The sequence below is a fragment of the Micromonospora sp. BQ11 genome, assembly GCF_052068135.1.
Classification (GTDB): domain Bacteria; phylum Actinomycetota; class Actinomycetes; order Mycobacteriales; family Micromonosporaceae; genus Micromonospora.
The window spans coordinates 150918-169737 of sequence record NZ_JBQHDB010000017.1 but is presented as its reverse complement, the minus strand read 5'-3'; the positions used below and the strand labels follow the sequence as shown (position 1 = coordinate 169737).

21 protein-coding genes are annotated in these 18820 nt (G+C 73.5%); 14 read left to right on the top strand and 7 right to left on the bottom strand.

What is annotated here, in order from left to right:
- Window positions 1-262: 262 nt before the first annotated feature.
- The 3 genes from ACTMSW_RS28170 (at window position 263) to ACTMSW_RS28160 (ending at window position 2604) form a co-directional block, all read left to right on the top strand.
- A complete protein-coding gene (locus ACTMSW_RS28170) occupies window positions 263-700 on the top strand; it encodes an SRPBCC family protein (protein ID WP_441183747.1) in 438 nt (145 codons plus the stop codon).
- Window positions 697-1698 carry an SDR family oxidoreductase gene (locus tag ACTMSW_RS28165; protein WP_441183746.1) on the top strand — a complete coding sequence of 334 codons (1002 nt, stop codon included), beginning with the start codon at window positions 697-699 and terminating at the stop codon, window positions 1696-1698. The genes ACTMSW_RS28170 and ACTMSW_RS28165 overlap by 4 nt, the downstream gene beginning before the upstream one ends.
- A gap of 138 nt (window positions 1699-1836) precedes the next feature.
- Window positions 1837-2604, top strand: a complete 768-nt coding sequence (locus ACTMSW_RS28160; RefSeq protein WP_441183745.1) for a polyprenol monophosphomannose synthase — start codon at window positions 1837-1839, stop codon at window positions 2602-2604.
- A 30-nt stretch (window positions 2605-2634) separates the two neighbouring features.
- Here ACTMSW_RS28160 and ACTMSW_RS28155 read toward each other — a convergent pair whose 3' ends face one another.
- Window positions 2635-4242, bottom strand: coding sequence for a phytoene desaturase family protein (locus ACTMSW_RS28155; RefSeq protein ID WP_441183744.1), 1608 nt, complete (start codon window positions 4240-4242; stop codon window positions 2635-2637).
- Window positions 4243-4340: 98 nt separating this feature from the next.
- Between ACTMSW_RS28155 and ACTMSW_RS28150 the strand changes: the two genes are divergently transcribed.
- A complete protein-coding gene (locus ACTMSW_RS28150) occupies window positions 4341-5774 on the top strand; it encodes an aldehyde dehydrogenase family protein (RefSeq protein ID WP_441183743.1) in 1434 nt (477 codons plus the stop codon).
- Window positions 5775-5831: 57 nt separating this feature from the next.
- Here the strand turns inward: ACTMSW_RS28150 and ACTMSW_RS28145 are convergent, their stop codons facing one another.
- Window positions 5832-6239, bottom strand: a complete 408-nt coding sequence (locus tag ACTMSW_RS28145) for a ChaB family protein (protein WP_441183741.1) — start codon at window positions 6237-6239, stop codon at window positions 5832-5834.
- 178 nt (window positions 6240-6417) lie between these two features.
- On the opposite strand from ACTMSW_RS28145, the gene ACTMSW_RS28140 reads away from it, so the two are divergent.
- The 4 genes from ACTMSW_RS28140 (at window position 6418) to ACTMSW_RS28125 (ending at window position 8746) form a co-directional block, all read left to right on the top strand.
- Window positions 6418-7398: a YihY/virulence factor BrkB family protein gene (locus ACTMSW_RS28140; protein ID WP_441183740.1), complete on the top strand. Its 981-nt coding sequence runs from the start codon at window positions 6418-6420 to the stop codon at window positions 7396-7398.
- Between the two features lie 46 nt (window positions 7399-7444).
- Window positions 7445-7861 (top strand): DUF2795 domain-containing protein, encoded by a 417-nt coding sequence (locus ACTMSW_RS28135; protein ID WP_441183739.1) that lies wholly within the window; start codon window positions 7445-7447, stop codon window positions 7859-7861.
- A 52-nt stretch (window positions 7862-7913) separates the two neighbouring features.
- Window positions 7914-8375, top strand: coding sequence for an SRPBCC family protein (locus tag ACTMSW_RS28130; RefSeq protein ID WP_441183738.1), 462 nt, complete (start codon window positions 7914-7916; stop codon window positions 8373-8375).
- Window positions 8376-8485: 110 nt separating this feature from the next.
- A complete protein-coding gene (locus ACTMSW_RS28125) occupies window positions 8486-8746 on the top strand; it encodes a hypothetical protein (protein WP_441183737.1) in 261 nt (86 codons plus the stop codon).
- Window positions 8747-8807: 61 nt separating this feature from the next.
- Here the strand turns inward: ACTMSW_RS28125 and ACTMSW_RS28120 are convergent, their stop codons facing one another.
- Window positions 8808-10049, bottom strand: a complete 1242-nt coding sequence (locus ACTMSW_RS28120; RefSeq protein WP_441183736.1) for an MFS transporter — start codon at window positions 10047-10049, stop codon at window positions 8808-8810.
- Window positions 10050-10191: 142 nt separating this feature from the next.
- Here ACTMSW_RS28120 and ACTMSW_RS28115 point away from each other — a divergent pair, with 142 nt between their 5' ends.
- Window positions 10192-10404, top strand: a complete 213-nt coding sequence (locus ACTMSW_RS28115; RefSeq protein WP_441183735.1) for a hypothetical protein — start codon at window positions 10192-10194, stop codon at window positions 10402-10404.
- On the opposite strand, the gene ACTMSW_RS28110 is transcribed toward ACTMSW_RS28115, so the two are convergent.
- Window positions 10401-10856, bottom strand: coding sequence for a hypothetical protein (locus ACTMSW_RS28110; protein WP_441183734.1), 456 nt, complete (start codon window positions 10854-10856; stop codon window positions 10401-10403). The genes ACTMSW_RS28115 and ACTMSW_RS28110 overlap by 4 nt on opposite strands.
- Before the next feature lie 162 nt (window positions 10857-11018).
- Here ACTMSW_RS28110 and ACTMSW_RS28105 point away from each other — a divergent pair, with 162 nt between their 5' ends.
- Window positions 11019-11390 (top strand): DUF6401 family natural product biosynthesis protein, encoded by a 372-nt coding sequence (locus tag ACTMSW_RS28105; RefSeq protein ID WP_441183733.1) that lies wholly within the window; start codon window positions 11019-11021, stop codon window positions 11388-11390.
- A 72-nt stretch (window positions 11391-11462) separates the two neighbouring features.
- Here ACTMSW_RS28105 and ACTMSW_RS28100 read toward each other — a convergent pair whose 3' ends face one another.
- A complete protein-coding gene (locus ACTMSW_RS28100) occupies window positions 11463-12317 on the bottom strand; it encodes a mechanosensitive ion channel family protein (protein ID WP_441183731.1) in 855 nt (284 codons plus the stop codon).
- A 177-nt stretch (window positions 12318-12494) separates the two neighbouring features.
- On the opposite strand from ACTMSW_RS28100, the gene ACTMSW_RS28095 reads away from it, so the two are divergent.
- From ACTMSW_RS28095 to ACTMSW_RS28085, 3 genes are all read left to right on the top strand, one after another.
- Window positions 12495-14612, top strand: a complete 2118-nt coding sequence (locus tag ACTMSW_RS28095; protein WP_441183730.1) for an ATP-binding SpoIIE family protein phosphatase — start codon at window positions 12495-12497, stop codon at window positions 14610-14612.
- Between the two features lie 60 nt (window positions 14613-14672).
- Window positions 14673-15350 carry an HAD family hydrolase gene (locus ACTMSW_RS28090; protein ID WP_441183729.1) on the top strand — a complete coding sequence of 226 codons (678 nt, stop codon included), beginning with the start codon at window positions 14673-14675 and terminating at the stop codon, window positions 15348-15350.
- Between the two features lie 105 nt (window positions 15351-15455).
- Window positions 15456-16736 carry a cation:proton antiporter gene (locus tag ACTMSW_RS28085; protein WP_441183728.1) on the top strand — a complete coding sequence of 427 codons (1281 nt, stop codon included), beginning with the start codon at window positions 15456-15458 and terminating at the stop codon, window positions 16734-16736.
- Window positions 16737-16897: 161 nt separating this feature from the next.
- On the opposite strand, the gene ACTMSW_RS28080 is transcribed toward ACTMSW_RS28085, so the two are convergent.
- A complete protein-coding gene (locus ACTMSW_RS28080; protein ID WP_441183752.1) occupies window positions 16898-17833 on the bottom strand; it encodes an NAD(P)/FAD-dependent oxidoreductase in 936 nt (311 codons plus the stop codon).
- A 129-nt stretch (window positions 17834-17962) separates the two neighbouring features.
- Here ACTMSW_RS28080 and ACTMSW_RS28075 point away from each other — a divergent pair, with 129 nt between their 5' ends.
- Window positions 17963-18181 (top strand): DUF3072 domain-containing protein, encoded by a 219-nt coding sequence (locus ACTMSW_RS28075; RefSeq protein ID WP_357031717.1) that lies wholly within the window; start codon window positions 17963-17965, stop codon window positions 18179-18181.
- A 73-nt stretch (window positions 18182-18254) separates the two neighbouring features.
- Here the strand turns inward: ACTMSW_RS28075 and ACTMSW_RS28070 are convergent, their stop codons facing one another.
- Window positions 18255-18755 (bottom strand): metallophosphoesterase family protein, encoded by a 501-nt coding sequence (locus ACTMSW_RS28070; RefSeq protein WP_441183727.1) that lies wholly within the window; start codon window positions 18753-18755, stop codon window positions 18255-18257.
- Window positions 18756-18820 lie beyond the last annotated feature (65 nt).

Sequence of the window (18820 nt, the reverse complement as noted above, 5' to 3'; positions counted from 1 at the left end):
GACGGGGGCGGATCCAGACCGGTCGACACCGGCGTCAACCCGGGCTGACCTGCGCTGATCCGGCTCCACGTGGTCCTGTCGCACAGCCGGCGGGTTCCCTGCGCCCCGAGGAGTAAACATCATCATCGGCGCGGTGCCCGTGCCGCGACGCCGGCGGCGTCGCCACGCCGGCCCGAGGTGGCGTTACCCGTCGCTGCGGAGAAGCTAACCCGCTGGTTGTTAGCCGGAGTCGACACCCGGGTATGGGGGCACAGTGGCGATTGTGGAGAAAGTGATCGAGGCTCCCCCCGAGCAGATCTGGGCGGTGCTCGCCGACGGATGGACGTACAGCGACTGGGTGGTGGGCACGGTGCACGTCCGCGACGTCGACGAGGCCTGGCCCCGGGTGGGCAGCCAGTTGCACCACAAGGCTGGGCCGTGGCCGTTCTCGCTCCAGGACTCCTCGACGGTGCTGGGGTGCGAGCCGCCGCACAAACTGATCATCCGGGCCGGTCTGTGGCCGGCCGGTGAGGCGATCGTCGTGTTCACCCTGGAGCAGGTGGGTGAGCGCAGCACCCGGGTCCGCATCGGCGAGGACTTCGCCGCCGGCCCGCTGCGGTGGGTCCGCAACAAGGCGAACGACCTGGTGCTGCACCAGCGCAACAAGGAGACGCTGGACCGGCTCTCCGACATCGCCCGGCGACAGAAGAGCCCGGAATGACGCCGACCGTGGTGGTGACCGGGGCGAGCGCCGGCGTGGGACGAGCGGTCGCCCGCGCGTACGCCGAACGGGGTGCCCGGCTGGCGCTGCTCGCGCGTGGCGCGGCCGGTCTGGCGGCGGCGGAGCGGGACTGCCGCGAGCGCGGCGCGACGGACGTGCGGACCTACCAGGTCGACGTGGCCGACGCGGGCGCGGTGCAGCAGGCCGCCGACGACGTCGTGCACCGGTACGGCGGCATCGACGTGTGGGTCAACAACGCGATGGTGTCGGTGTTCGCGCCCGCCTGGGAGGTGACCGCGCCGGAGTTCCGCCGGGTCACCGAGGTCAACTACCTGGGCACCGTCCACGGCACGCTGGCCGCGCTGCGGCACATGCGGGTCCACGGGCGGGGCGCGATCGTGCAGGTCGGCTCGGCGCTGGCCTACCGGGGCATCCCCCTCCAGTCGGCGTACTGCGCGAGCAAGCACGCGATCCAGGGCTTCAACGACTCACTGCGGTCGGAGTTGCTGCACGAGTACCCCGGCGTGAAGCTGTCGATGGTCCAACTGCCGGCGATCAACACGCCGCAGTTCTCCTGGGTGCGGACGCGGCTGCCCCGTCACCCGCAGCCGGTGCCGCCGATCTTCGCGCCGGAGGTGGCCGCCCGGGCCATCGTCTGGGCCGCCGACCACGGCCCCCGGGAACTCAACGTGGGCGGACCGACCTGGAAGGCCCGGCTGGGCGATGTCCTGGCGCCCGGCCTGCTGGACCGGAAGCTGGCCCGCGACGGGTACGACAGCCAGCAGACCGGGACCGAGATCGATCCGGCCACCTGGCGGGACAACCTCGACCGGCCCGGCGACGACGACGCGGACCGGGGCGCCGAGGGCGTCTTCACCGACCGCGCCCGGCGCACCTCCGCCGCACTGTGGGTGGGGACGCACAAGCCGGCCGTCTCCGGCGTCGCGTTGACCGTGCTGGCCCTGGCCCTGACCGCTCTCGGCCGGCGTCGGCGCTGAGCGACCGGCCCCCGGGCGAGCCGTCGGACGTGCGCGGAACGCGGCGCGCCGGGCCGGTATCGGAGGCGCACGTCAGCACGGACGGAGCAGGTGGCTACCCTCTCAGGGAGCCCTGTCCGCAGACCGAGGATGTCCGAGATGATTGAAGCCGTGCAGCTGCCCTCGCCGTGGCGGGACGTGCGCGTGACCGTCGTTGTGCCGACCTACAACGAGGCGGGCAACCTTCCGGTCCTCGTCGAGCGGCTCCTTGCCCTGCCCCTGCCGGGCCTGAAGATCCTGGTCGCCGACGACAACTCGCCGGACGGCACCGGTGAGGTGGCCGACAAGCTGGCCATCGAGCACCCGGACCGGATCGAGGTCGTGCACCGCCCCGGCAAGGAGGGGCTCGGGCGCGCGTACGTGGACGGCATCGGGCGTGCCCTCGACGGCGGCGCGGAGTACGTGGCGCAGATGGACGCGGACCTCTCGCACCCGCCGGAGGCGCTGCCGGGCATGCTCGGCGCCCTGCTCTCCACCCGCGCGGGCGTGGTGATCGGCTCCCGGTACGTGCCCGGCGGCGAGCTGGACGAGAACTGGCCGCTGTACCGGCGGGCCCTCAGCGGCTGGGCGAACCTCTACGTGCACACGCTGCTGCGGGTGCGGATCCGCGACCTGACCGCCGGGTTCAAGATCTGGCGGGCGGACGCGCTGCACGACATCGGCCTGGAGCGCGTGCAGTCCAACGGCTACAGCTTCCAGGTGGAGATGCACTACCTGGCCACCAAGCTGGGGCACACGATCCTGGAGGTGCCGATCCGCTTCGAGGAGCGGCGGGACGGCGCGTCGAAGATGACCACCGCCACCAAGATCGAGAGCGCGCTGATGCCGTTCAAGCTGCGCAGCAAGCACCGTCACGTCACCCGCTGACGCCCCGCGTCGTCGCCGGAGCCGGCGACGTCAGGGGCGGTAGACGGTCCGGTGCGCGGCGCCGATCGTCGCCGCGTACAGACCGCCGGTGACGGCCCGGTCGCGGGCCAGGGCGGCGCGGGCGGCGTTCGCGCCGGGCGCGCCGTGCACCCCGCCACCGGGGTGTGCGGAGGCGCTGGCCAGGAACAACCGGTCCACCGGGGTGTCCGCGCGCCCGAGGCCGGGGATCGGCCGCAGGAAGAGCTGCTGGTACGCGGCGGCGGTGCCGCCACCCAGCGCCCCGCCGACCAGGCTCGGGTCGCCGGCCTCCAGGTCGGCCGGCCCGGCGACGTGCCGTCCCACGATGAGGCCGCGGAAGCCGGGCGCGGCCTCCTCCATCACCTGTTCCATCCGCTCGACGTGCGCGGCGATCTCCTCCGCCCGCCAGTTCCGCCGGAACGGCAGGTGGGTGTACGACCACAGCGACTCGGTGCCCGGCGGCGAGTGGCTCGGGTCGGCCACCGTCATCTGCCCGACCAGCAGGAACGGGTCGCGGGGCATCTCGTTCCGGGCCAGTTCGGCGGCGTACGTGGTCAGGCCGTCGACATCGGACCCGAGGTGCACGGTGCCGGCGGGGGCCACGGCGCGGTTGGTCCACGGGACCGGTGCGGAAAGAGCCCAGTCGACCTTCACCGTCGAGCCGTCCCACCGGAAGTGGGCCAGGTCCTCGACCAGGCGGGGCGGCAGCGCTCCCGCGCCCACCAGGTCCAGGTAGAGGGCCGGCGCCGGGACGTCCGCGAGGACCGCCCGCCGGGCACGCCACAGCGCGCCGCCCACGGTGCGTACGCCCATCGCCCGTCCCCGGGCGGTCAGCACCCGGTCGACCCGGGCGCCGTAGAGGATCCGACCACCGCGTTCGGTCAGCCGGGCCACCAGCGCGTCGGTGATCTTCTGCGCCCCGCCGTCCGGCACCGGCCAGCCGACCTGCTGACCCAGCATCGCGAGCAGCCAGCCGTACACGCCGGAGCCGGCCTCGTCCGGGGACAGGTCGGTGTGCAGGGCACAACCGGCCAGCAGGGCCGGGCCGCCCGGCCCGTCGAAGAGTTCGTCGCCGAGCTTGCGCACCGGCACGACGAGGCGCCGGGCCAGCCGCAGCGCCCCGGACACCCGCAGCCGGCGCAGCAGGGCCACGCCGTCCTTTACGGGTGGGAAGGGCCGGGTGATGGCGCCCAGCATCGGCTCGGCGACCTGGCACCAGTCGTCGTACGCGTTGAGCCACCGTTTGCCGTCGCCCGGCGCGAACGCCTCCAGCGACGCCGCGGTCGCCTCCGGGTCGCGATTGAGCACCGCCGCCCGGCCGTCGGGCAGCAGGTGGGCCAGCACGTCCGGCGCGTGCCGCCAGCGCAGCCCGTAGCGGTCCAGCCCGAGGCCGTTCATCACCGGGGAGGCGTAGCCGAGGGGGTAGAAGGAGCTGTACAGGTCACTCAGGTAGCCGGGGGCGGTCACCTCGGCGGAACGGACCGCACCGCCGGCAACGGCGGTGGCCTCCAGCACCACGACGTCCCAGCCCGCGTCGGCCAACAGGTTGGCGGCGACGAGACCGTTGTGGCCGGCCCCGACGACGACGGCATCCGCGCTCTCCGCGCCGGTCGAAGTCATCCGCTGTCCCTACCGCTCCGAGTCATCCGATCCGCCTACCCTGCCTCCAACCGGGCGAAACGCGTTTGCCCTGTGCGGACCGGGGCATCCACTGCCGCATGTACACGGTTGCACAGCTCATTGGTGGAGTGTGGGGTGCCGGGGGCGAGGGCGGCGAACTGGTCGTCCACGATCCGGCGGACGGTTCTCCGGTCAGCTCGGTGCCGGTGGCGACGGCGGACGAGGTCGGCAAGGCGGTGGAGGCGGCGCGCGGCGTCGTGGCGGAGTGGGCGGCGACCGCACCGGCGGAGCGGGCCGCGGCCCTGCACCGGGCGGCGGACGCGGTCGCGGCGGTCGCCGACGAGCTGGCCCGGGCCACGACGGCCGAGATGGGCAAGCCGCTGGACGACGCCCGGGGCGGCGTCGAGGCGGGCATCGGCACGCTGCGCCAGTACGCGGAGCTGGCGCCGGTGCGCGGCGGCCGGACCCTGCTGGGCGGTGCCGACGCGATCGACTTCATGACCCCGCAGCCACGCGGCGTGGTGGCCGCGATCACCCCGTGGAACGACCCGGTGGCCGTCTCGTGCGGGCTGCTCGGCGCCGCCCTGGTCACCGGCAACGTGGTGCTCTACAAGCCGAGCGAGCGGACGCCCGCGACCGGCTGGCTGCTGGCCCGGGCCCTGGACTCGGCGCTGCCGCCGGGGGTGCTGTCGCTGCTGACCGGCGGCCCGGAGGTCGGTGCCGCGCTGTCCGCCCAGGAGGTGGACGTGGTGGCCCACGTGGGGTCCACCGCCACCGGGCGGACCATCGCCGCGGCGGCGGCCCGCACCGGCGCGAAGGTGCTGCTGGAGAACGGCGGCAGTGACCCGTTGATCGTCGACGCCGACGTCGACCCGGTCTGGGCGGCCGGGCAGGCGGCGATCGGCGCGTTCGCCAACGCCGGGCAGATCTGCGTGGCCGTGGAACGGATCTACGTGCACCGGGACGTGGCCGAGGACTTCGTCGAGGCGCTGGCGGAGCGGGCGGCGGCGCTGCGGACCGGTCCGGGCACCGACTCCGGCACCGAGCTGGGGCCGCTGGTGGACCGGCGGCACCGCGACCACGTGCACGGACAGGTGGTCGCGGCGGCGGCGCAGGGGGCGCGTATCCGCGTCGGCGGCACGGTGCCGGACGGGCCGGGGGCCTTCTACCCGGCCACCGTGGTCACCGACTGCCGGCACGACATGCCGCTGGTCCGCGAGGAGACCTTCGGCCCGGTCGCGCCGATCGTGGTAGTGGACTCGTTCTCCGAGGCGCTGCGCTGCGCCGCCGACTCGCCGTACGGACTGGCCGCGACGGTGCTCACCGGCTCGATGAGCCACGCGCAGCGCGCCTGGCGGGAGCTACCGGTGGGCACCGTGAAGATCAACGCGGTCTTCGGCGGCGCGCCGGGCGGTGCCGCGCATCCGCGCCGGGGCAGCGGCCAGGGCTTCGGGTACGGCCCGGAACTGCTGGACGAGTTCAGCGCGACCAAGGCGGTGCACCTCGAGGCGCCGGGCGGCGGGCACTGGTGAGCCGGTGACGCGAAAGGGGCCGTTCCGATCCGGAACGGCCCCGTCGTCGCGTACGCCTCAGCGCTTCTTCTCGCGGGCCTTGGCGGTCTGGCGGTTGTTCGCCTTCTCGATCGCCGTGACCAGCTCCGGCTTGGTCATGCTGGACCGGCCGGGGACGTCGAGCTTGCGCGCGACCTCCATGAGGTGGTCCTTGGTCGCGTTGGCGTCCACACCGCCGGCCGTCGCCGCGCGCCGCTGCGGCCCGCCGCCGGCGGCCTGGCGGTCGCTCGGGCCCTTGCGGCCCTTCGGCTCCCAGTGGTCGCCGACCTTCTCGAACTGGTGCTTGACCGCGGCGAACGCGGTGCGGTGGGACCGCTCGCCCTCGCCGTAGGTCTCCACCGCCGAGTCGTGGGTCTTCTCCCACGTGCGCTGCGCCTTCTCCGGGGAGCGCCGCAGGGTGCTGGGCATGTCCTCGCGCCCGGGCATCTCGTCCTCCTCCGCGTCGATGGGTCTGACTTGTCCGTTCCCCGTGGGTGCGGAGGCAAACGCCACGGTCGCCGCGACGGGCAGCCGGGTTTGTCGATTTCCGGCGCCGGGTACCGGCGGAGCCAGGCGAATCCGGGTGTACCCCGACATCCGGTGGCCCCGGCACAGGGAGCGGGCCATGACGACGACGGAGCCCGGGACGGCGCTCGACGAGGCACAGCGGTCACACCTCCCCCGCCGGGTACGCCAGCTCAGCTGGTCGACCTGGCGCGGGGTGCTGGTGCGCAGCGTGCAGAGCTTCCTCAAGGACAACTGCGCGGACTGGGCGGCGGCGCTGACCTACTACGGCGTGCTGGCGCTGTTCCCCTCCACGATCGTGGTGGTCGCCCTGGTCGGGCTGGTCTCCAACGGCGAGGAGACCGTGGACACGGTGCTGGACCTGGCGCGCGACGTGGGCGCCGGAGCGGTGGTGGGCAACGAGGGCTTCGTGAACGTCGTCCGGGGCGTGGTGGAGCAACAGAACGGCTCGGGTGTGCTGCTCAGCTTCGGTCTGCTCGGCGCCCTGTGGTCGGCCTCGGGCTTCATCGGCGCGTTCACCCGTGCGTCCAACGCCATCTACGGCGTCGAGGAGGGGCGGCCGGTGTGGAAGCTGCGCCCGATGCAGATCGGCCTGGCGGCGGTCTCGATGGTGCTGCTGGCGGTCGTCGCGGTGGGCCTGATCGTCAGCGGGCCGGTGACCGACGCGGTCGGGAACCTGATCAACGCGGGCGGTCTGGCCCGCACCGTGTGGAGCATCGTGAAGTGGCCGGTGCTCGCCATGATCATGATGGTGCTGCTCAGCCTGCTGTTCTGGATCGCCCCGAACGTCAAGCAGCCCCGCTTCCGCTGGCTCACCCCGGGGGGCGCGGTCGCCCTGGTGTCCTGGGTCCTGGCCTCCTTCGGGTTCGGCCTGTACGTCGCGAACTTCGGCTCGTACGACGCCACGTACGGCAGCCTCGGCGCCGTCATCGCCTTCCTCGTCTGGCTCTACCTGTCGAACTCGGCGCTCATGCTCGGCGTGCAGATCAACGCCGAGTTGCAGCGCGGACGGGTGCTCCAGGCCGGCGTCCCGGACGCGGACGAGCCGGTCCTGGAACCCAAGAGCCCGGCCGGTACGTGACCGTGTGCCGGGTTTATCCGTGCGGCCACCGGGTAGCGCACAAGGCATGGAACGTGGCAGCAGCAAGCACGGACCGAGGCTCGACGAGCAGATGAGCCAGGAGGTCAGCGGCCTCCTGCAGGGGCCGGGGACCGGCGGCTCACGCGTCGACGAGGCCCGCGTGCCGGAGCCGGCGGGCGAGGACCAGCCGGAGGTGACGACGGCGCCGGCCGGCGAGACGCGTACCGGCGCACCGAAGGGCATGAGCTCGGAGGACGTCGAAGAGCGCAGCCGGCTCGGGCGGTTCATCACGATGAGCGCCCTGCCCGGCGACCGCGAGGGTCTGATCGCCAACGCGCGGGACAACGACGCCCCGGACGACATCGTCGCCGAGCTGGAGCGACTGCCCGAGGGGACCCGGTACCAGACGGTCTCCGAGGTGTGGGCGGCGCTCGGCCACAAGAACGAGACGACCCGCTGGTGATCGGATCGCACGATCCGGGCACGTCATCGGCGGACATAGGGAGGAAGTCCTGATGAGTGGCGTAATCGAACACGTGGACGTCTCCGTCCCGGTGCGCACCGCGTACGACCAGTGGACCCAGTTCGAGGAGTTCCCGCACTTCATGGAGGGTGTGCAGGAGGTTCGGCAGCTCTCCGACACGATGACCCACTGGACCGTCGAGATCGCCGGGGTGAAGCGCGAGTTCGACGCCGAGATCACCGAGCAGCTCCCCGACGAGCGCGTCGCGTGGCGGTCCACCGGCGGCACCCAGCACGCCGGTGTGGTCACCTTCCACCGCCTCGACGAGAGCACCAGCCGGGTCACCCTGCAGCTGGAGTTCGAGCCGCACGGCGTGGTGGAGAAGGCCGGCGACAAGCTCGGCATCGTCGACCGCCGCGCCAAGGGCGACCTGGAGCGGTTCAAGCAGTTCATCGAACGGCGTGGCCAGGAGACCGGCGCGTGGCGCGGCCACGTGGACCGTCCGACGCCGTGACCTGACACCCCCGCTACACGACTCCCGATGGCCGCCGGTCCCCCGGCGGCCATCGGCGTACCCGGGGCGTGTGCTGTTTGGCGGTGGGCCGGTCGGGTACCGCGAGGGGTATGACGGACGACAACAGGGTGTGGCGCGACGAGGAGAAGACTCCGCTGCGGGAGTTGGAACGGGCGGTCGCCCGGTCGACCCTGGACGGCCAGACCGACGACGTGACCGGCAACGACGCCGGTGAGGAGGCCGCGTTCGGGCACGGCCCGGAGGCGGTGGACCGCGGTGGCGACGCCGCCGGCGCCGGGCGGGAGCCGACCGATCCGGAGCGGGCGTACCGTCCCTCGACCACCGGCCGCACCGGCCCTGACACCATCTGATCGGGTACGCCCGGTTCCGCCGCCTCCCGGCGGGGCCGGGCGTCCTCGTGTCCTCATCGGGTCAGGCCGCCGGCCGAGGGCGGCGGGTTCCGGTGGCGTGGACGGTCAGCAGGACCACGGCGAGCACCAGCAGCGTCGGCCCGAGCACCTCGACCGAGGTCCGGCTGATCAGCACCCCGATCCCGGCCGGGACCAGCGCCGCACCCAGCCCGGCCGCCCCGATCTGCAACCCGATGACCCGATCGGCGTGCGCCGCGCCGACCCGCTCGGCGGTGGTGAGGGTGAGCAGCGGGAACACCGGCGCCGCGGCGAAGCCGACCACGACGAGCCCGGCCACGGCGAGCCAGGCCGGCCCGGGTACGGCCACCAGGCCCGCCCCGACCGCCATCCCCAGCAGGCTGCCCCGCAGGATCCTGGCCGTTCCCAGCCGCTCGGCCACCACGCCCTGCACCACCCGCCCGACGAACAGGCTCCCCCAGTACGCCGAGACGGCACCACCGGCCACCGCCGCGCTCATCCCTCGCCCCTCGGTGAGCAGCAGGAACGCCCAGAGTCCGGCGGCCACCTCGATCGCGACGTACACCGCGAAGGCCAGCGCGCCGAGCCACGCCGCCGGCAGGCGGAGGGTGTCGCGTACGCGTACCGGCGCCAGGGTCGGCGCCACGGCGGGTGCCGGCGCGGCCGTGTCCAGCTCCCCTCCCGCCGGGTCGGGTGCGGACCCCGCGGCCGGTCCCCGGTCCCGCCAGGCGCGGACGGTGAGGGCGAACGCGAGGGCGAGGGCGAGTTGCGCGGCGGCGACGCTGCCGTAGCCCCAGCGCCAGGCCAGCCCCGCGCTCAGCACACCGGTCATGATGAGCGGCCCGATGGCCACGCCGAGGCCGAAGAAGGCGTGCATCCAGTTCATGTGCCGGGGTCCGAAGGCTCCCGCCGCGTACGCGTTCAGTCCGCTGTCGATCGCGCCGGAGCCGAGACCGAGCACCAGCGCGCATCCGATCAGCAGCGTGAGGTGGGGCGCGGACGCGTAGCCGGTGAGCGCCAGGCTGGCCAGCAGCGTGCTGACGGCCAGCAGCCGGCCCACGCCGAGCCGGGCCAGGGTGAAGCCGGCGAGGACGCTGGAGGTGAGGTAGCCGGCGGTGCCGGCGAAGAGGAGCAGGCCGACGGCCTCGGTCGGTACGCCCAGGTCCGTCCGCATCGACGGCCAGGCGACCCCGATCAGTCCGTCGGGAAGGCCGAGGCTGACGAACGCGAGGTAGGCGAGCAGGAGCAGGGAGGCGCGGGGCCGGGTGGCGGGCACGGAGGCCATCCTGCCCGCAGGGTTTCCCGCAGACCCAGCCTCCCCCGCCAAGACAAAAAGCACGGTCCGTGCGGTCGTGAAAGCGGACAGCTCATCCAGAATCGGCCGTTCGGCTGACGGCAAGCACCGCCTCGCGCGTAAGACTTTCGGAATGCATCAGGGCAAGGGCATCCTCACGACCCGTCAGCGTCGCCTCGCATGGCTCGGCTTCCTGCTCGCCGCCATCCAGGCGCCCGTCTCCGCGAAGCTGGTCTCCGACAGCTCCTGGCTGTTCAGCCTCTGCGTCGCGCTGATGGTGGCGACCGTGATCATCGCCGACGACGCGGCCCGTCGCCAGCCGGCCGAGGCCCGCTCCCGGGACTAGTCCGAGGTGCCGACCCCGGGCCGCGCCTCGTGTCCGGGGCGACCGCGGGTCCGGCGCTGTTCCTTCATCTCCGCCTCGTACAGGTGGCGGCGCCCCGCGACCAGCTCCTCACGGGCCTCCCGGTCGAGCTCCCGGAACAGCGCGTAGTAGCCGTCGTCGAAGTCCTCGACGATCTGGAACGTCCAGCGCCCGGCGATCACGTTCCGGCCGAGCAGGTCGGTGTCGATCCGATCGGCGATGTGCCCGTGTCCGGCCTTCCGGAACATCTCCACCGCCTCGTCGAGCATCAGGTCGGCGTGCCCGACGAGCTGGTGCAGCGAGTAGAGGTGACCGCGCACCCGTTCCACGCACTCCAGCGCCTCGCTCAGCTTGCCGAGTGCCGCGACCGTCTCGTCGCTGACGCCGGCGGGACGCCGGTGCCGCTCGTCCGGTCCGTCCTGGTGTGCCGTCATTCGGTCCTCCGTGGTCTCGACGCACCCTCACCGGGCGGTTCTCCTCTGCCCGATCCCCGCCGACTCAATCCCTCGGACGTCGCCCGACCGCCCGGTGGAGGACCCGGTACCCGCCGTGCGGCCGAGGTCGAACCCCCGATCCACCGGATAGCCTCAGTCCCCATGCGCGTGCCGTCGAACCAGGTCAGCTCCCGTGCCGTCGTCGACGCGGCGCGGTCCACCCTGGCCGCCCTGGAAGAGTCCGTGGCCGACGGGACGGCGGCCGCCGCCGCCCGGCCCGGCCTGCTCGCCCTGATCGACCAGCACGCCGCCGCGGTGCGCGAGAGCCTGGACGGCGACCGCCGGCCGCTGAGCGCCGCCGCGCTCGCCGGCTACGCCGAAGGGGTACGCGAGGCCGCGCTCCAGCACGACTGGCGTCCCCCGGCCGGCCCGGTCGACTGGTCGGCGCCGGACTGGCCGCTCGCCCGGCTGCTCGCGGTGTGCGCGCTGGCCCGCACGCTGGGCGTGAAGCCCGCCCCGCTCCCCCGGCTCTGACCCGTCCCGGACATGCGGGAAGGGCGCCCGCGTGGTCGCGGACACCCTTCCCCTCCAGCCCTGACGTGTGCGTCAGCGGCGGCGGAACTGCTGCGTCTCGTCGCTCACCGTGCCGGGGCCGGCCGCCACGCCGGACTCCTGCCCCCGCGCGATGACCTGGGTCCGCTCGGCACCGGTCCGGTCGGCCATCTGGCGCTCCGTGTCGCCCCGACCCGCCGCCTGTGCGCGCCGGTGCTCCTGCACCGCCCGCGACTCCTCGGCCATCCGGTTCAGCCAGCCGTCCCAGCGGCTCTGCATCGGCTTCACCAGACCACCGCCGACGCCGACGATCAGGATGCCGGCGACCGTGGCCAGCACCGTGATCAGCACCGGGGTCGTCACCGACGTGGCGATACCCACCTGGTTCAGCGCCGCGATCACACCGAGCGCGAGGATGAAGACGGCCACCAGGTCGGCCAGGATCTTCCCGTACGCGAGCCCGCCCAGCGCCCCGGTCACCAGATCGCGGACGGCGTTGGCGATCGCGGCGGCCACGACCACGATGATGATCGCGACGAACGCGCGCGGCAGCCAGGCCACCACACCGCTGATCAGGTCACTGATCGCGTTGGGCCCCCAGACGCCGAAGGCGAACTGCAGGGTGAACAGCAGAACGGTGTAGTACGCCAGTTTCGCCAGGATGTCGCTGGCGTCGTACTTCGTCCGTTCCAGTGCGCGCTTGATGCCGCCCCGCTCGACGGCCCGGTCGAAGTTGACCCGTTCCAGTGCCGCGTCCACGATCTTGAGGACGGCTCTCGCGATGAGCCATCCGACCACGAGGATCGCGATGAACGCGATGGCCCTCGGTATGAACAACAGCACCGATCTCCACATGTCGGCCACGGCGTCACCGATGTCGACCTGCCTGACCGCCAGGGTTTCCGGCATGATGTCCCTCCTGTCGCATGGACTGCGCCGCGCGCTTACCCCGTCGCGGCAAAGGCACGCCCGCACCGGTCCCCCCGTTTTGGCCGAGAGGGCTCTGACCGGCCCGGACGGCCGTTCCCGCGAGGTCCGCAGGCCCATGATCGGAGACGTCGCGGACGGTCGGACTAGGCTGCGGGCATGCCAGGAACGGTCGGACGGGTCCCGATGCCCCCAGCCCCGGTCTCCGGTCAGCCCGCCGCCACGGACCTCGTGCTCCACCACGACTGGTCCCGTACCCCGCTCGGCCCCCGCGCGGACTGGGACCATCCGGTACGCGTGGCGGCCGAGCTGATCCTCGCCTCGCCGGTGCCCATGGCCCTCGCCCTCGGCGACGACCTCCTCCTGCTCTACAACGACGCGTACGCCGAGCTGATCGGCGACAAGCACCCGGCCGCGGTGGGCCGACCCGCCGCGGAGGTGTTCCCGGAGATCTGGCACCTGCCCGGCGTGGGTGAGGTCGTCGAGCACACCTACCGCACGGGCGAGCCCTTCCTGGAGAAGGAGACCACCCTCCCGCTGCTGCGGCGCGGCTCCGGCGTGATGGAGCAGGCCGTCTTCACCCGCGGCTACTCGGCGGTGCGGGACAGCACCGGCGCGGTCGTCGGCGTGCTGACCGTGGCGGCGGAGACCACCCAGGTCGCACAGCAGTTGCAGAGCCTCAGCGACCTCGCCGCCGCGCTGGCCGGCACGCTCACCCTCGACGACGTCGCCCGGGTGGCGCTGCGCTGGGCGATCAGCTCGTTCGACGCCGACCGGGTCGCCTTCGCCGTGGACGAGGGCGGCGGCTGGCGCTCGGTCCGGCGGCTGCGCGGCGAGCTGATGGACGAGGCCGACGAGCGGCTGCCCCCGCTGTGGCGCCGCACCCCGACCGAGTGGGGCGCCCCGGTGACCGTCGCCGCCCGCAGCGGGACACCCATGTTCGTCGAGGACGACCAACCGCTCGCCCGGACCGCGGTGGACCGGCACGACCAGAAGATCCGCTCGCTGGCCACGGTGCCGCTGCGCGCCTCGGTGGTGCGGGGCGCTCTCACCGTCGGATACCAGCGACCGCACGGTTGGTCGGCGGCCGAGCGGGCGTTGCTGGCCGCCTCGGCGGAGCTGGTCGGTCAGGCCGCCGAACGGGCCCGCCGGTTCGAGACCCAGCACGGCACCGCGCAGCTCCTCCAGCGCAGCATGCTCCCGGAGCACCTGCCCGACCTGCCCCTGCTGCGGATCGCCGCCCGGTACGACCCGGGCGTCGACGGCAACGCCGCCGGCGGCGACTTCTACGACGCCTTCCTGCTGCCCGGCGGTGGGCTGGGCATCGTGCTCGGCGACGTGGCGGGCCACGACGTCCAGGCCGCCGCGCGGATGGGTCAGGTGCGCGCCGCGCTGCGCGCGCTGGCGCTGAGCGACCCACGCCCGGACGCCGTGCTCGCCGGCCTCGACCGGCTGGTCACCAGCCTCGGCGCCGAGGGCGGTACGCACGAACTGTTCGTCACGGTGGTGTTCGGTGTCGTCGACGCCGACCGGCACCGGCTGACCCTGGCCAGCGCCGGCCACCCCGCCCCGCTGATCCGCCGGTGCGCGCCGGACGGCGAGCCGACCGCCGAGTACCTCGACGTGCCCACCGGCGCTCCGCTGGGCCTCGGCTGCCGACCGGCCACCACCACCGTCCGTTTCGTCCCCGGCGACACGCTGCTGCTGTTCAGCGACGGCGTGGTGGAGCGGCGACGGCAGGGCCTGACGGTCGGCCTGGACGCCTTGGCCGAGGCGGTGGCCACCGCGGGTAGCGGAGACCCGCGGGCGCTCTGCGCGGTCGCCACCGCCGCCGTCGGCGGCACCACCGAGGACGACGTGGCGGTGCTCGCGGTGGAGCACGCGCTGCGACCGAGCCGGTCCGCGGGCATGGAGGTCCCGGCCGAGCCGACCGCGCCGAGCCGGGTCCGGCACTGGATGACCGGCCAGCTCACCGACTGGCGGGTACCGGAGTCGGTGATCGGCGCGGCGGTGCTGTGCACCAGCGAACTGACCACCAACGCGCTCCTGCACGCCGGCACCGCCGCCCGAGTGGAGATCGACCTCAGCCCGGAGCGACTGCTGGTCTCGGTGGCCGACTCGGGCACCCGGGGCACCGTCACCCGGGCGCAGACCGACACGTTGAGCAGCCGGGGCCGCGGGCTGGGCCTGATCGAGGAGCTGAGCGACGCGTGGGGGACCGACCCGACCGTCCGCGGTTCGACGGTCTGGTTCGAGATCCTCATCCCGGCGGAGTGATCGTGTCCGGCGGTCCCGCCGGTGGCATCGCCGCCGCATGAACGGGGTAGGAGGACGGCCATGGCTCACGAGACTCCCGCCGGCGTGCTCTTCGACGTGGACGGCACCCTGGTCGATACCACCTACCTGCACACGGTGAGCTGGTGGGAGGCGCTCCGCCAGTCCGAACAGCCGGTGCCGATGGCGACGATCCACCGCTCCATCGGGATGGGCTCGGACAAGCTGCTCGACCACCTTCTCGGCCCGGAACGCGACCGCGACGGCGACCAGAAGCTGCTCGATGCCCACTCCACCCTCTACGGGGAGTACTGGGAGCGGCTGGAGCCACTGCCTCGCGCGGCCGACCTGCTGCGGGCCTGCGCCGAGCGGGGCCTGCGGGTGGTGCTGGCCACCTCGGCGGCCGAACACGAGGTGGGCGCGCTGCGCCGCGCGCTCGCCGCCGACGACGTCATCGACACGGTCACCTCCTCGGCGGACGCAAAGGAGAGCAAACCGGCGCCGGACATCCTGGAGGCGGCGCTGGAGCAGTCCGGGCTGGACGCCGCCCGGGTGGTCTTCGTCGGCGACTCGGTGTGGGACGTCGCGGCCGCCGGCAAGCTGCACATCCCCTGTGTGGGGCTTACCTGCGGCGGCACCAGCCGGGGCGAACTGGCCGGTGCGGGCGCGGTGGCCGTGTACGACGATCCCGCCGCGCTGCTCGCCGCCCTCGCCGACTCCCCGATCGCCACCCGGAGGTGAGGGTCACGCCGATCCGGCGATTCGGACAGGCATACGGAAAGGCTTCCATGGGCATGATCTGAGACCACCTGCCCGTACGCGACGGGCGGCAGGAGAGGTGGTTTCGTGGAGCCGGTAGACGTCGCGTTGGCGGTGTTCGGTGTCGGTGCGTTGTTGGCAGGGATCCTGCCGCGGTTGTTGGATCGTCGGCCACTGTCCATGCCGATAGCGTTCCTCGGCCTGGGCATGCTGATCTTCCTGCTCCCGACCGGTCTGCCGATGCCCGATCCACTCGTGCACAAGGAGATCGCCACCCATCTCACCGAGATCGGGGTGATCGTGGCGCTGATGGGCGCCGGCCTCAAGATCGACCGTCCGTTGAGCTGGAAGCGCTGGTCGTCGACCTGGCGGTTGCTGGCGATCGCGATGCCGCTCTGCATCGCCGCGACGGCGCTGCTCGGCTGGTGGTGGGCAGGCCTCGTGCCGGCCGCCGCGCTGCTGCTCGCCGCGGCCCTCGCCCCCACCGACCCGGTGCTCGCCGCCGACGTGCAGGTCGGCGAGCCGAACGCCGACGAGGACGCCGAGGACGAGGTGCGCTTCGCGCTCACCTCCGAGGCGGGTCTCAACGACGGCCTGGCCTTCCCGTTCGTGTACGCCGCCATCGCGATCGCCACGACCAGCCTGGCGCCGTCGGACTGGCTGGTCGGCTGGCTCACCGTGGACGTGCTCTGGAAGGTCGCCGCCGGCGTCGCGGGCGGCTGGCTCATCGGCTGGCTGCTCGGCAAGCTGTTCTTCCAGGCACCGAGCGAGCTTCGCCTGGCCCGGCACGCCGAGGGCTTCCTCGCGCTGGCCGCGACGTTCCTGGCGTACGGGCTGGTTGAGCTGATCAGCGGGTACGGCTTCCTGGCGGTGTTCGTGGCCGCGCGGGCGATCCGGGCCGCCGAACGCACCTCCGAGTTCCACGGCGTGCTGCACGACTTCGCCGAGCAGGTCGAGCGCCTGCTCACCGTGATGCTGCTGCTGCTCTTCGGCGGTGCCGTGGTCGGCGGTCTGCTGGCCCCGCTCACCTGGCAGGCGGCGGCGGTCGGCCTGGCGCTGATCTTCGTGGTCCGGCCGCTCTTCGGCTGGCTGTCGCTGCGGGGAGCGCCCGGCCGCCCGGCCGAGCACTGGGTGATCGCGCTGTTCGGCATCCGGGGCGTCGGCTCGTTCTACTACCTGGCGTACGCCACGACGAAGACCGACTTCCCGCAGGCGGACCTGATCTGGGCCACCGTCGGCCTGGTGGTCATCGTGTCCGTGGTGGTGCACGGCATCGCGGCCACCCCGGTCATGCAACTGCTCGACCGCGAGGGCGAACGCACCCCTCCCGACGCCGCCCAACGCTCCCCCGAACCCGCCCGAGCCTGACCCCAACCCCGCCCCACGCCCCACCCCCTACCCCTTGCCTCCCGCGATCTTGCACTTTCTGCCCCGGCACAAGCCGCGAAAGCCCCATCTCGGCGACCGAAAGTGCAAGATCGCGGGACCGGGACCGGGACCGGGCGGGGCGGGGCGGGGCGGGGCGGGGGTCAGGAGAGGCGGGTGGTGAGGGCTCGGGCCAGGTCGTGGCCGGAGCGCCAGGCGCTCTGCACCCGGGGCTTGCCGAAGGCGTCCCCGGCGAGCCCCACACCGTCCGCGTCCAGGTGGTACGTCCCGCCCGGGCCGGCCGTCGGCTTCGCGTACGTCCAGCGGTGCACGTGCACGTCGGCCGCCGGTTCCGGGAGCGCGAGCAGGTCCCGCACGGCCTGTTCGATCGCCGGGCCGGCGTCGCTGGCCCGAGCCAAGTAGTCGGCGGCGAACTCCGGCGTCGTGTGTGCGACGAGGACCGGGGCCGCGTCCCCGCGCCGGTCACCGTCGTCACAGACGAGGTTCAGGACCGGGTGGTCGTTGACGAAGGCGCCCCGGAAGTCGGGCCAGCCACGGGCCGGAAAACGCAGCACCGCGGCCAGCGACGGCGACCATTCCTGCGCCTGCGCGGCCCGGGTCGCCTCAGCCAACCCCGGGTCGAGCAGCAGCGCCGCCTGCGGACCGGGCATGGCGAGCACCACGGCCTCGCAGGGCTGCCCGTCCACCCGCGGCCCCGGCTCGACGGTGTGCACCAGCCGGTCCACCGTCACCGGCAGGTCGCGGGCCAGGTCCTCGACCAGTGAACGCAGTCCACGCGGCGCGGACCAGCGGGTCGGGCCGGGCACGTCCCGCCGGCCGTCCGGCCCGTACGCGACGAAGGTGTCGGTCCACTCCCGGGCCAGCCCGGCGGCCCGCCACCGCTCCACCACCTCGGCGAAGTCGGGGTCGCTGACCGTGAAGTACGCCGCCCCGGTGTCGGCGGGCCGGCCGTCGAAGCGCTTGCTGGCCATCCGCCCACCGGTCACCCGTCCGCGTTCCCGCACCGCCACGGGTATGCCGGCACGGGCCAGCTCGACGGCACACGCCACACCGGCGATCCCGGCACCGACCACCACCACGCCCGCCCGCTCCGCAGCCACCCGGTGATCGTATGCGTCAGCCGCGTTCCGGGGGCGAGAGATCCGCCGCCGCCGGCATGGATCGCGACCACCGCGGGTATTGGCACGTCCGTTCGAAGGAAGGTGGAGATGATGACGGACCGCGACAGCAGCCGCGCCAACCCGCAGGGCGCGATCAAGGACCCGGACGAGTGGGTCACCGGCGACGAGCCGCCCACCGCCGCGCAGGAGTCGTATCTGGCGACGCTCGCCCGGGAGGCGGGCGAGGACCTGCCGGAGGACATGACCAAGGCGGAGGCCTCCAAGCGGATCGACGAGCTCCAGGAGGAGACCGGCCGGGGTCAGTGACCGGTTCCGCCGCGCCGCGCCGGGTCGGGCGGCGCGGCGGACCGCGACGGTACGACGGCGGGCGCCGTCGGGCTCAGCGCGGCGGGAGCCGATGCAGCTCCACGTCGTCGAGCCGGCCGTCGACCACCCGTGCGGTGAGGTACGTGGCGTACGGCTGGGACCGCCGGTCGGTCGGCGAGCCGGGGTTGAGCAGGCGTAGGCCGCCCGGGGCGACGGTGTCCCAAGGGATGTGCGAATGACCGAATACCAGCACGTCGACGTCGGGGAACCGCGCGGCGCAGCGCTCCTCCCGCCGCGTCTTCTGCCCGGTCTCGTGGACGACCGCCATCCGCAGCCCGTCCAGCTCCACGCGGGCGATCTCCGGCAGCCGGGCGCGCAGCGCCGGTCCGTCGTTGTTGCCGTACACCCCGACCAGCCGGCCGGCGCGCGCCTCCAGCAGGTCCAGCAGCGACTCGTCCACCCAGTCACCCGCGTGGACGACCACGTCGGCGGCGTCGACCGCCGCCCAGAGCGGCGCGGGCAGGTCCCTGGCCCGCTTCGGCACGTGGGTGTCCGCCGTGATCACCAGACGCATCCCCCCATTGTCGACGGCATCCCCGGCGACCGCCGGCCAGGACGCGCACCGACGACGCTGGGTGT